We start from the raw sequence: 11932 nt of genomic DNA, 5'->3' as shown, positions 1-11932 counted from the left end.
GGTATGGGAAAGCAACGTTCCGAAATGTTACAGCTTTACCGTCAGGTGTACCGCATGAATTTGCGGCTTGTGTGGCATGCTGTGGGTTGTCCTTGGACGGACAACCCACGATTCTTTCAATAGAATCAATAGCTTCCAGAACGTTGCCATACGTTGCTGGAAACTTTAAATTATTCCCACTCGATGGTTGCTGGTGGCTTGGTGCTCACGTCATAGGTCACGCGGTTGATGCCGCGCACTTCGTTGATGATGCGGCTGGAGACCTTCTTCAACAGGCCATAAGGCAGCTCGGCCCACTCGGCAGTCATGAAGTCGCTGGTGATCACGGCGCGTAGGGCTACGACGTAGTCGTAGGTGCGGCCGTCGCCCATCACGCCCACGCTCTTGACGGGCAGGAAGACGGTAAAAGCCTGGCTGGTCAGGTCGTACCAGCTCTTGCCGGTGGCTTCATCGATCCAGTTGTTCAGCTCTTCGATGAAGATGGCGTCGGCGCGGCGCAGCAGGTCGGCGTATTCCTTCTTCACTTCACCCAGAATGCGCACGCCCAGGCCGGGGCCGGGGAAGGGATGGCGGTACACCATGCCGCGGGGCAGGCCCAGGGCCACACCCAGTTCGCGCACTTCGTCCTTGAACAGGTCGCGCAGCGGCTCTAGCAGCTTCAGGCCCAGTTGCTCAGGCAAGCCGCCTACATTGTGGTGGCTCTTGATGGTGACGGCCTTCTTGCTCTTGGCGCCGCCGGACTCGATCACGTCGGGGTAAATCGTGCCTTGGGCCAAGAAGGTCGCGCCCTTGCTGCCAGCGTTGGCTGCCTTGAGCTTGGAGGCTTCGGACTTGAACACATCGACGAACAGGCCGCCGATGATCTTGCGCTTGGCCTCAGGTTCGGACACGCCGGCCAGCTTGCCTAGGAACAGATCGGAGGCGTCCACGCGGATGACCTTGGCGTTGAGTTTGCCTTCGAACATCTCCATGACCATATCGCCTTCGTTCAGGCGCAGCAGGCCGTGATCGACGAACACGCAGGTCAGCTGGTCGCCGATGGCGCGGTGGATCAGGGCCGCAGCCACGGACGAATCCACGCCGCCGGACAGGCCCAGAATCACTTCTTCATCGCCCACTTGCTCGCGGATCTTGGCCACGGCTTCTTCGATGTAGTCGCCCATGATCCAGTCGGCTTGCGTGCCGCAGATGTCCAGCACAAAGCGGTTGAGCAGTGCCTGGCCTTGTACGGTGTGCGTGACTTCGGGGTGGAACTGCACGGCGTAGTAGCGGCGTGCTTCGTCAGCCATGCCGGCGATGGGGCAGGAAGGCGTGGAGGCCATGACCTTGAAGCCTGGGGGCAGCTCGGTGACCTTGTCGCCGTGGCTCATCCAGACCTTGAGCATGCCGTGGCCTTCGGGCGTGACGAAGTCTTCGATGCCCTTGAGCAGTTCGGTGTGGCCATGGGCGCGCACTTCGGCGTAGCCGAATTCGCGGCTGTTGCTGCCTTCGACCTTGCCGCCCAGCTGGGTGGCCATGGTCTGCATGCCGTAGCAGATGCCCAGCACGGGCACGTTCAGCTCGAACACGGCGTCAGGGGCGCGGTCGTCCACTTCGTAGACGGATGCGTGGCTGCCGGACAGGATCACGCCCTTGAGCTTGCCGTCGGCGGCGAACTCGCGCACCCAGTCGCTGCTCACATCGCAGGGGTGGACTTCGCAGTAAACATGGGCTTCGCGCACGCGGCGGGCGATCAGCTGCGTGACCTGGGAGCCAAAGTCCAGAATGAGGATCTTGTCGTGTTGCATGGTCTTCAAGGGCTAGAAGGTGGAGAAAAGAAGATGAGGAAACAGGGGTTAGAAATCTTCGGGTGCCAAGAGCTTGACGCCGCTTTTGCGGGCGGCGGCGATCTGGGCAGCATCGAATGTGGCCAGTGGCAAGCGCAGCGACTGCGCCAGCCACAGATATGCGGCGTCGTAGGTGGGCAGGCCCGTGTCCAGCGCCACATCCAGCACGGCTTTGTGCTGTGCGGGCGCCAGATCGTGCAGTTCCACACGGTGGCGAATGGCTTCGAGCACGCCCCACAGGCCTTCCACACTGGTGTGCGGAATGCGCCCATGATTCACGCCCGAGGCAATGAGGTTGCCGCATTCCCACTGCCAGAGGTTGGGGGCATGGGGGTCGACCTCATCACGGCGGATGCGGGTATAGAGGCGCTGGGTGTGCTCGCTGGCGTCGTCGGGCAACAGCCAGGCGGCCGTGACGGAGGCGTCGAGCACAAAAGCGGTAAAAGCAGTGGCCGTCATGCTTGGCTGCGTCCATTCTGGCGCAGGCTTGCTACGGAATCCGTAGGTGCTTGAGCGCGCACTGTCTGCTGCAGCGCCTGAATTTGCTCCAACTCGCGAGCAATCTGCTCGTCGGTGATCACAGGCTTGCGGCGCACCGGCAGCATGCGCACGACTTCCTTGCCGTGGCGCGTGATGCGCACTTCCTCGCCCTGCTCGACCAGTTCGACCAGGGCAGAAAAGCGGCTTTTGGCTTCGTAGATACCGACGCTGTGCATGGGGTGTGGGGCAATCCGTCTGAATGTTTAAGTTCGGACCGGATTTTATCATTCTGACTAGAAATTTTAAATCTGGTCAGAAGTCTATGGGTATGGAAGAAGAGAAGAGGGGGAGCGCTGCGTCAGTGCAAGGTAGTGCGGTGTGCGTTTTCAAAGGTACGTGGTTCAGGGTGAAGGGCTACGTTGTCAGTGTGTTGTGACACGGTGCGCTGCCCGCCGCGCTGCCAAGTAAGCCCCAGTATGTTTTCAACCCCCCGTTGCTCATTGGGGTCTTTGCACTCGCCCGCAGCGCTCGAAAAACCTGGATGTCGCTTAGATATCGATCTGCCAGTTGGCAGCCTGAATGGTCACATTCACCTCACGAATCTTTCGTAACAGGTCATCGGCCTGTTTCTGCAGGCTGGATACCTGAATTTGCGGCACCCATTTGATTTCACGTTGGCTGTAGCGGTCCACATCCTTGTGCGTGGCGGCGATGGTGCTGGTCAGCAAAGAATGCTGGGCCACCAGTGTTTCGCGTTGGGCCAGTACATCGGCCAGCAGGCGGCCATCGCTCAGTTTTGCGGTTTCGTTGGCGGCGTTGATACGGCGCACCAGCGCTTGCTGTTCTTGCAATGCAGAAGTGGCTTCGGCCAGCAGGTCTTCCACTTTTTCCTTGGGCGCTTCACCCTCTTGAACCATGGCGTTGCGGCCAATGCGCTCGCGCAGAGAAAGCAGCTTTTTCTTCAGATCGGCTCTGAGCAGCAGGGCTTCAGCCAGTTTCATGGGGGCTCCTGAAAAAAGAAAAAGCAGGGCAGACATTGCGCCCACCCTGCTTGTGACCGGTCAGTCGATCAATCAGTCAGCGCGGTAGTTGGGCGCTTCCTTGGTGATCTGCACGTCGTGCACGTGAGACTCACGGATACCGGCTGCGGTGATTTCCACAAACTCGGCCTTCTCGTTCATCTCGCTGATCGTGGCGCAACCGCAGTAGCCCATGGAGGCACGCACGCCGCCAGCCATTTGGTAGACGATGGAAACCATGGAGCCCTTGTAGGGCACGCGGCCTTCAATGCCTTCGGGAACCAGCTTGTCGGCATTAGGGTTGCCGGTGGAGGATTCCTGGAAGTAACGGTCGGCCGAGCCTTGCTGCATGGCACCGATGGAGCCCATGCCGCGGTAGCTCTTGTACGAGCGGCCCTGGTACAGGATCACTTCGCCGGGAGCTTCTTCGGTGCCCGCAAACATGCCGCCCATCATGATGGTGGATGCGCCAGCGGCCAGAGCCTTGGCGATGTCGCCAGAGAAGCGGATGCCGCCGTCAGCGATCAGAGGCACGCCAGTGCCCTTCAGGGCCTGGGCCACGCTGTCAATCGCCATGATCTGGGGCACACCCACACCGGCCACGATACGGGTGGTGCAGATGGAGCCAGGGCCGATGCCGACCTTGACAGCATCAGCGCCAGCTTCAACCAGTGCCAGAGCGGCAGCGCCGGTGGCGATATTGCCGCCGATGACCTCCACTTGAGGGTAGTTTTGCTTGACCCAGCGCACGCGCTCGATCACGCCGCGGCTGTGGCCGTGGGCAGTGTCCACTACCAGAGCGTCCACACCGGCCTTGACCAGCAGCTCCACGCGTTCCTCGGTGCCTGCACCCACGCCCACGGCAGCGGCTACGCGCAGACGGCCAGCGGAGTCGCGAGCAGCATTGGGGAACGTTGTTTGCTTGTTGATGTCCTTGACGGTAATCAGGCCCTTGAGTTCAAAGGCATCGTTCACGACCAAGATTCGTTCGAGCTTGTGCTTATTCAGCAGCGCCTTGGCTTCCGCAGGGCTGGTGCCGTCTTTTTCATTGACGGTAATCAGCTTTTCGCGGGGCGTCATGATCTGGCTGACCTTGACGTCGTAGCGCGTTTCAAAGCGCAGATCGCGGCTGGTCACAATGCCGACCACCTTGCCGCCGTCGCACACGGGAAAGCCCGAAATGCCGCGCTCTTCCGACAGCTGCAGCACTTGCAGCACGGTGTGCTCGGGGGTGATGACCACGGGGTCGTGCACCACACCGGATTCGTGGCGCTTGACCTTGGACACTTCAGCCGCTTGTTGCTCGGCTGTCATGTTCTTGTGGATCACGCCGATACCGCCTTCTTGTGCAATGGCGATGGCCAGGCGAGCTTCTGTCACCGTGTCCATGGCAGCGGACACCAGAGGCAGATTCAGGCGAATATTGCGGGTGAATTGGGTGGCGAGGGAAACGTCCTTGGGCAGGACTTCGGAGTAGGCGGGAACGAGCAGAACGTCGTCAAAGGTCAGTGCTTTTCCGAGAAGGCGCATTGTGAAGGCTCCAAAAGAAGGATTGTACCTGTGACTTGGACCACAATGTGGGCTTGCATCCCAGAACCCCCACGGTCTGAAACTGACTCTTGAATCCTATGAACACCATCAAGTACGCCCTGATTGCAGCTATTGCCTGTTGCTCTATCCCCGCCATGGCGCAGTGGCAGTGGATTGATGGACAGGGGCACAAGGTTTTCAGCGACCGTGCGCCGCCGCCGGATATTCCCAACAAAAATATTCTCAGGCAGCCGGGTGGCTCGGGCTCTGGCAAAGGTGCGACAGCAGTGCCAGACGCAGCACCTGCGCCGGTTGCTGCACCGGTGAAGGCATCCGCAGAGCAGGGCGTCGATAAAGGCCTGCAGGAACAAAAGCGCAAGCAGGAAGCGCAGGAGGCCGAAAAAGCGCAGGCAGACAAGGCCCGCCGCGAACAGCAGCGCCAGGAAAATTGCAACCGCGCCAAGCAGGCCAAGACAACGCTGGCATCGGGGCGCATGCTCTCCAGCGTCAATGCCAAGGGAGAGCGGGGCTTTATGGACGAGGCAACACGAGAGGCAGAAGTCAAGCGTGCTGACTCGGTGATCGCTTCGGATTGCGGGCCCATGCAGGAGCCGGCGCAGTAAGCCTCAGGCAGTCTGGAAAGCAGAGAAGCACCCTGAGGTGCTTCTTTTTTGAGAGCTGCTGCCTAATATCCTGCCTTGGCTCCAGGCCGCTGGCGCTTGAAAAGGCCGGTGCTGCGAGCACCCTGGCGGGCAAAGCGCTCGCGTCTGGAGATTTTGGGGTCCACGGTCAGGGGGCGGTAGATTTCAAGCCGGTCTCCGTTCTCCAGCACCTGCCCGGGCTGTGCGGTTTTGCCCCAGACGCCCATCATGTCGGGGGTAGCCTTACGGAGGGTCTCTGCTAGGTCGGGGTGTTCAGCGGCTGCCGCAGCCAGGGCCTGCGCGATGGTGCTGCCAGAGGGCAGTGTCAGCGATGCCTCATGAACCACGCCAGCAGCGGGCGAGATGCACAAGCTCAGCGTCAGCTCAGCCATAGATCTGCTCGGCGCGCTTGATGAAGGCATCCACCATGGAGCCTGCAATGCGGTCAAAAACGGGGCCGATGATGGCGCCGACCGCGCCGCTTTCAAAGCCGTAGTCCAGTTGCAGCTCTACCTTGCAGGCGCGCTGCTTGCCGTCGCCCACGGGGTGAAAGCGCCAGTGGCCTTCCAGGCGCGAGAATGGGCCCTTGACCAGGCGCATGCTGACTTGCTTGCCACCGTTGTCCATGGTGCTGTTGGTATTGCGCGTGACAAAAGATTTGCGCAATCCGCTAAAAGCGATGCCGACTTCGGCAGTCATGCTGGTTTCGTCCTGCTCCAGCACCTTGGCATGATCGCACCAGGGCAGAAAGTCGGCATAGTGGGCCACGTCCGTCACGAGGGCAAACATTTCTTCGGGGCTATACCAGATCAGGACGGACTTGTTGACGTTTTTCATGGACAAAGAGCAATCCGCATGGCGCGACAATGGGATCTTGGCAAAGGCCAAACTTTCACTGACCGTCATGCATAACTAAAATCGCCACTCAGAGGCGAGACGGCAACCTTGTATTGTAGGGAGAGCTTTTATCTCCGGTCTGCGCTGCAACTAATACTCCATGGCCAAGAAACCAGAAACTTCGTCGCGCATTGCCGACAATAAAAAAGCTGCATTCAATTATTTCTTCGAGGAACGTCACGAGGCCGGCATGGTGCTGCACGGCTGGGAAGTCAAGGCGCTGCGCAGTGGCAAGGTGCAACTGACGGACGGCTACGTCATCATCAAGGATGGCGAGCTGTTCCTGCTGGGCTGCCAGATCAACCCGCTCAAGACCGCCTCCACCCACGTCAGCCCCGATTCGGCGCGCATCAAGAAGCTGCTGCTGAAAAAGGACGAGATCAAGCGACTGGTCGGCAAGGTCGAGCAAAAAGGCTACACCCTGGTGCCCATCAACCTGCACTGGAAAAATGGCTATGTGAAGTGCGATATTGCCCTGGCCAAGGGCAAGGCTGAGCATGACAAGCGCGATGTCATCAAGGACCGTGAAGGCAAGCGTGAGGTTGAACGGGCACTGAAAAGCCGCAATCGCTGAGCGCCGGGGCACCTGCGTGTGCCCGGACACGGCTTTGTCACGGAATTGACGTCAAAGTCCGCTATGTTGGCGGACAGCAATTTCAAGGAGGCATGCCATGGGAGTTTGGGCACACGGTAACTTCGACAACGACACGGCGCTGGACTGGCTCGACGACATCACGGGGCAATTGCTCGATGAAATTGCCGAGGTGATGGAGTCGCCAGAGCTGCTGGAAGCCGACGAGCTGGACGCCGACCTGGTGCCCTGCCGTATTGAGCTGCTGTGCGCCATGGCCGAAAAAGGCATGCCGCCCCGTTGGCCCGATGTGCAAATGCTGGCCCAGTGGAAGCAGATTTTTCTGCAGGCCTGGGATGGCAGCATTGACGAGCTGGAGCCCTCGCCAGACTACAAGCGTGAGCGCCGCGCCACGCTGGTCGCAACGTTTGACCGCATGCTGGCGCTTGCCCATCTGGCAGACGATGAGAGCGAGGTAGAGGAAGACTGAGGGCCTGCCTTGGCTGGCTCCATCGCGTGCGGCTCAGGGGTTTTCGTTGTACTTCTGCTTGAAGGCCAGCTCCAGCCGGTCGCAGTCTTCCTGCGAGTGAAATTCTTGGGTTTTGCGCTCGGCCTCGGGCTTGGCAATCTGTTTCCAGCAGATTTTGATGGTTTCGCTTTCCACCCAGCGCTGTTCGCGCTGCGGGTCATCCATGAACTTGCCGATCAGCATCAGTGCGGCAAAGATAAGCACGGGCAGGGCTATCAGCCATGCGGCAATGCGGCTTTTCTTGGGGGCGACAGCAGCGCTGCTGTCTTCTAAAGAGGGTGTGGGCTTCATAACAGGCAGCCATTATCCGGATGCGAATGAAGGCGAAGTTAATGAAGCTCATGAAAATGCATGATCGGCATCAACGCCACAGCGCCGCGCGGGCCTGTGGTCGCAAACCTATAATGTTTGACTGATTTGCCTTGGTGCCCGTTTTTACTGCAAAGCCGGGCCTGGCCGTAATGATCGCAGGCGTCGCGCAGGCGTCTTCATATCAAACACCATGAGTACACCCACTTTTTCCGTTGCGGGCATCCGCAAGACGTTCCTGGATTTTTACGCTTCCAAGGGCCACACCGTCGTCGCATCCAGTTCGCTGGTTCCCGGCAACGACCCCACGCTGATGTTCACCAACTCCGGCATGGTGCAGTTCAAGGACGTGTTCCTGGGCACGGACAAGCGCCCCTACAACCGCGCCACATCGGTGCAGGCCTGCCTGCGTGCGGGCGGCAAGCACAACGACCTGGAAAACGTGGGTTACACCGCGCGCCACCACACCTTCTTTGAAATGCTGGGCAACTGGTCTTTCGGCGATTACTTCAAGAAGGAGTCGATCGAATGGGGCTGGGAGCTGCTGACCAAGGTTTTCGGCCTGCCCGCTGAAAAGCTGCTGGCTACCGTCTATCACGAAGACGACGAAGCCTATGACATCTGGAAGAACGTCATCGGCCTGCCTGCCGAGCGCATCATCCGCATTGGCGACAACAAGGGCGGCAAGTACAAGAGCGACAACTTCTGGATGATGGCCGACACCGGCCCCTGTGGCCCTTGCTCGGAAATTTTCTACGACCACGGCGAACACATTGCTGGTGGCCCTCCCGGCTCGCCGGATGAAGACGGTGACCGCTTCATCGAGATCTGGAACCACGTGTTCATGCAGTTCGACATGAAGGAAGACGGCTCCGTGGTGAAGCTGCCTGCACCTTGCGTGGATACCGGCATGGGCCTGGAGCGCCTGGCCGCCATCCTGCAGCATGTGCACAGCAACTACGAGATCGACCTGTTCCAGGCGCTGATCAAGGCTGCTGGCCGCGAAACCCATACGGCTGACCTGAACACGCCTTCGCTGAAGGTGATTGCGGACCACATTCGTGCCACATCCTTCCTGGTGTCGGACGGCGTGATTCCTTCCAACGAAGGCCGTGGCTACGTGCAGCGCCGCATCATCCGCCGCGCCATCCGCCACGGCTACAAGCTGGGCCAGAAGACTCCCTTCTTCCACAAGCTGGTGGCTGATCTGGTGGTGCAGATGGGCGATGCCTACCCCAAGCTCAAGGAGCAGGAAGCGCATATCACCAGCGTGCTCAAGGCCGAGGAAGAGCGCTTTTTCGAGACCCTGGCCCACGGCATGGAAATTCTGGACAGCGCCCTGGCCAATGACGTCAAGGTTCTGCCCGGCGATGTGGCCTTCAAGCTGCACGACACCTACGGCTTCCCGCTGGACCTGTCCAACGACGTAGCGCGTGAGCGTGGCGTGACGGTGGATGAAGCAGGTTTCAACGCCGCCATGCAGCACCAGAAGGAAACCGCCCGCGCTGCTGGCAAGTTCAAGATGGACCGCGCACTGGAATACACGGGCGCTGGCAACACTTTCGTGGGCTACGAAAAGCTGAGCGAGACTGCAAAAATCGTAGCAATCTATGTGGACGGCGTCTCGACTTCCGAGCTAAAAGCCGGTCAAAACGGCGTAGTGGTGCTGGATGTCACGCCTTTCTACGCCGAATCCGGTGGCCAGGTGGGCGACCAGGGCGTGATCGCCGCAGGCAGCAACCGCTTTGTGGTGGAAGACACGCTCAAGATCAAGGCAGACGTTTTCGGTCACCACGGCCAGCTGGAATCCGGCAGCCTGAAGGTAGGCGATGCCGTTGAAGCACAGGTGGACACTGCTGTGCGCGCTGCCACCATGCGCAACCACTCGGTCACCCACATCATGCACAAGGCGCTGCGCGAAGTGCTGGGCGCCCACGTGCAGCAAAAGGGCTCGCTGGTGAACGCCGAGCGCACCCGTTTTGACTTTGCGCACAACGCACCTGTCACTGCAGAGCAGATCCGCGAGATCGAAGCCCGCGTCAACGCCGAAGTGCTGGCCAACACCGCCACCGACGCCCGCGTGATGGACATCGAAAGCGCCCAGAAGACCGGCGCCATGATGCTGTTCGGCGAAAAATACGGTGAAACTGTGCGCGTGCTGGACATCGGCACCAGCCGCGAGCTGTGCGGCGGCACCCACGTGCACCGCACGGGTGACATTGGCCTGTTCAAGGTGGTGGGTGAATCCGGCGTGGCCGCTGGCGTGCGCCGTATTGAAGCTATCACTGGCGAGAACGCGCTGGCCTATCTGCAGTCGCTGGAATCCACCGTGGGCGAAGCTGCTGCAGCCTTCAAGGCCCCCACAGCAGAGCTGAACAACCGCATTGGCGGTGCGCTGGACCAGATCAAGGCGCTGGAAAAGGAAATCGCTGCTCTGAAGGGCAAGCTGGCCTCCAGCCAAGGCGACGAGCTGGCGACCACCGCTGCCGACGTCAAGGGCGTGAAGGTGCTGGCAGCCAAGCTGGAAGGCGCTGATGCCAAGACCCTGCGCGACACCATGGACAAGCTCAAGGACAAGCTGGGCGCGGCCGTGATCGTGCTGGCCGCTGTGGACGGCGACAAGGTACAACTGGCTGCGGGCGTGACCAAGGCCGAAACCGCCAAGGTCAAGGCTGGTGAGCTGGTGAACTTTGTGGCCCAGCAAGTGGGCGGCAAGGGCGGCGGCAAGCCCGATATGGCCATGGCCGGTGGCACGGATGCTGCTGGCGTGCCAGCAGCACTGGCCTCTGTGCAGGCCTGGGTTGCCGAGCGACTGTAAACGACTGCGACAAGGGGCAGGCATCTGCCCCTCATAATCAGTAAACACCCCGACGCGTCGGGGTGTTTTGTTAATATCGCTTGATATTTACAGGTGGTGACAGATAACTGGTTATCGATAATAAAAGCAGCATCTAAAACGGGAGCACATTTTCAACGCATGGCTTTCTTCATCAGCAGCGTCTGCCATCAATCGCAGCGCGCGTGGCCTTATCCAGCAAGGATGGGCAGCTTTGCTGTTGGCGCTGGCTATTTTGCTGCCTCAGTGCTGCCGGGCGCAAAGCGTGGTGTTTATCAATCCAGGCCGCAGCAACGAGACCTATTGGCGAACAGCTGCCGAAGCCATGGAAGTGGCGGCGGGCAGCCTGAAAATGCAGCTGGAGGTTCGCTATGCAGAGAGAAACCCGCTGCAGGCGATCACCATCGCGCGTGAAGTGGCTGCGCGCCCGAAGAGCGCCCGGCCGCGCTTTGTGGTGTTTGCCAACGAAAGCGGAATTGCGCCCGAAGTGCTGCGAACGCTGGAAGCCGCACAGATCGACAACTTCATGGCCTTCAGTGGCTTGCATGATGCTGCGCGCAGCTCACTTGGTAGCCCCAGAGAGAAGTACAAGTACTGGCTGGGCAGCCTGGAGCCCCGTGCAGAAGATGCCGGTTATCTGACGGCCAGAGCACTGATTGATGCGGCCAAAGCATCCAGTGTCGCCATGACGGACGATAAGCTGCAGTTGCTGGCCATAGCAGGGGATCGTTCTACTCCTAGTTCCATAGCGCGTAACGCAGGTATGCGAAGGGCTGTGGCTGAATCAAAGGACGCGGTGGTGCTGCAGGAGGTGTATGGCGAGTGGAGCCGTGAGCGTGCCGCTGAGCAAATGCGGGTGCTGATGCAGCGCTATCCCGCGGCACGCACGGTCTGGGCCGGTAATGATGAGATGGCTTTTGGCGCCATGGATGCCTGGCGTGCCAAAGGCGGTGTGCCGGGGCGGGATGGTTTTTTCAGCGCCATCAATACCTCGGCGGCGGCGCTGACTGCAATGCGCACGGGGGAGCTGTCTGCACTGGCCGGAGGCCACTTCATGGCTGGGGCCTGGGCCTTGGTCATGCTCTACGATTACGCGCATGGCGTGGACTTCGCCTCCGAAGGGCTGGAGCTGACACAGCCCATGTTCATCCTGTTTGATCCACCTGTCATAGACCGGTTTGAAAAGCGGTTCAGTGCAGCGCAGAGCCCGCTGAATTTTCGCCATTACAGCAAGGCCCTGAACCCAAGGCTGAAGACCTATGGCTTTGAAATCAACAAGCTGCTGCGCTGAAAG

Annotated in this window: 13 protein-coding genes; 5 read left to right on the top strand and 8 right to left on the bottom strand. The window is 60.0% G+C overall.

Annotated features, from left to right (window positions below; translation table 11 throughout):
• Positions 1–170: 170 nt before the first annotated feature.
• The 5 genes from guaA to guaB all read right to left on the bottom strand — a co-directional run bounded on the left by guaA (position 171) and on the right by guaB (position 4855).
• Positions 171–1787, bottom strand: a complete 1617-nt coding sequence (gene guaA / locus JDW18_RS13035; RefSeq protein ID WP_218239873.1) for a glutamine-hydrolyzing GMP synthase — start codon at positions 1785–1787, stop codon at positions 171–173.
• Between the two features lie 48 nt (positions 1788–1835).
• On the bottom strand, positions 1836–2285 hold the full coding sequence (locus JDW18_RS13030) for a type II toxin-antitoxin system VapC family toxin (protein WP_218239872.1): 450 nt from the start codon (positions 2283–2285) through the stop codon (positions 1836–1838).
• Complete coding sequence (locus JDW18_RS13025; protein ID WP_218239871.1) at positions 2282–2542, bottom strand: type II toxin-antitoxin system Phd/YefM family antitoxin; 261 nt, start codon at positions 2540–2542, stop codon at positions 2282–2284. Before JDW18_RS13025 ends, JDW18_RS13030 begins: the two co-directional genes overlap by 4 nt.
• 312 nt (positions 2543–2854) lie before the next feature.
• Positions 2855–3307: a DIP1984 family protein gene (locus JDW18_RS13020; protein ID WP_218239870.1), complete on the bottom strand. Its 453-nt coding sequence runs from the start codon at positions 3305–3307 to the stop codon at positions 2855–2857.
• A gap of 72 nt (positions 3308–3379) precedes the next feature.
• Positions 3380–4855 carry an IMP dehydrogenase gene (gene guaB, locus JDW18_RS13015; RefSeq protein ID WP_218239869.1) on the bottom strand — a complete coding sequence of 492 codons (1476 nt, stop codon included), beginning with the start codon at positions 4853–4855 and terminating at the stop codon, positions 3380–3382.
• Between the two features lie 98 nt (positions 4856–4953).
• Here guaB and JDW18_RS13010 point away from each other — a divergent pair, with 98 nt between their 5' ends.
• Positions 4954–5478, top strand: a complete 525-nt coding sequence (locus JDW18_RS13010) for a DUF4124 domain-containing protein (protein WP_218239868.1) — start codon at positions 4954–4956, stop codon at positions 5476–5478.
• Between the two features lie 62 nt (positions 5479–5540).
• Here JDW18_RS13010 and JDW18_RS13005 read toward each other — a convergent pair whose 3' ends face one another.
• Entirely contained in the window at positions 5541–5888 is a 348-nt protein-coding gene (locus JDW18_RS13005; protein WP_218239867.1) for an RnfH family protein, read from the bottom strand.
• Positions 5881–6333: a type II toxin-antitoxin system RatA family toxin gene (locus JDW18_RS13000; RefSeq protein WP_218239866.1), complete on the bottom strand. Its 453-nt coding sequence runs from the start codon at positions 6331–6333 to the stop codon at positions 5881–5883. Before JDW18_RS13000 ends, JDW18_RS13005 begins: the two co-directional genes overlap by 8 nt.
• Positions 6334–6493: 160 nt before the next feature.
• On the opposite strand from JDW18_RS13000, the gene smpB reads away from it, so the two are divergent.
• Together smpB and JDW18_RS12990 are read left to right on the top strand one after the other, a co-directional pair.
• Positions 6494–6967, top strand: a complete 474-nt coding sequence (gene smpB / locus JDW18_RS12995; protein WP_218239865.1) for an SsrA-binding protein SmpB — start codon at positions 6494–6496, stop codon at positions 6965–6967.
• Positions 6968–7064: 97 nt separating this feature from the next.
• Complete coding sequence (locus tag JDW18_RS12990; protein WP_218239864.1) at positions 7065–7454, top strand: DUF4259 domain-containing protein; 390 nt, start codon at positions 7065–7067, stop codon at positions 7452–7454.
• A gap of 33 nt (positions 7455–7487) precedes the next feature.
• Here JDW18_RS12990 and JDW18_RS12985 read toward each other — a convergent pair whose 3' ends face one another.
• A complete protein-coding gene (locus tag JDW18_RS12985) occupies positions 7488–7784 on the bottom strand; it encodes a hypothetical protein (RefSeq protein WP_218239863.1) in 297 nt (98 codons plus the stop codon).
• A 211-nt stretch (positions 7785–7995) separates the two neighbouring features.
• Between JDW18_RS12985 and alaS the strand changes: the two genes are divergently transcribed.
• Positions 7996–10620, top strand: a complete 2625-nt coding sequence (gene alaS, locus JDW18_RS12980) for an alanine--tRNA ligase (protein WP_218239862.1) — start codon at positions 7996–7998, stop codon at positions 10618–10620.
• A gap of 286 nt (positions 10621–10906) precedes the next feature.
• Positions 10907–11929, top strand: a complete 1023-nt coding sequence (locus JDW18_RS12975) for an ABC transporter substrate-binding protein (RefSeq protein ID WP_246609895.1) — start codon at positions 10907–10909, stop codon at positions 11927–11929.
• Positions 11930–11932: the final 3 nt, after the last annotated feature.

Source organism: Comamonas fluminis, from assembly GCF_019186805.1.
Taxonomy (GTDB): domain Bacteria; phylum Pseudomonadota; class Gammaproteobacteria; order Burkholderiales; family Burkholderiaceae_C; genus Comamonas; species Comamonas fluminis.
This window is presented reverse-complemented; position numbering and strand designations above follow the sequence as displayed.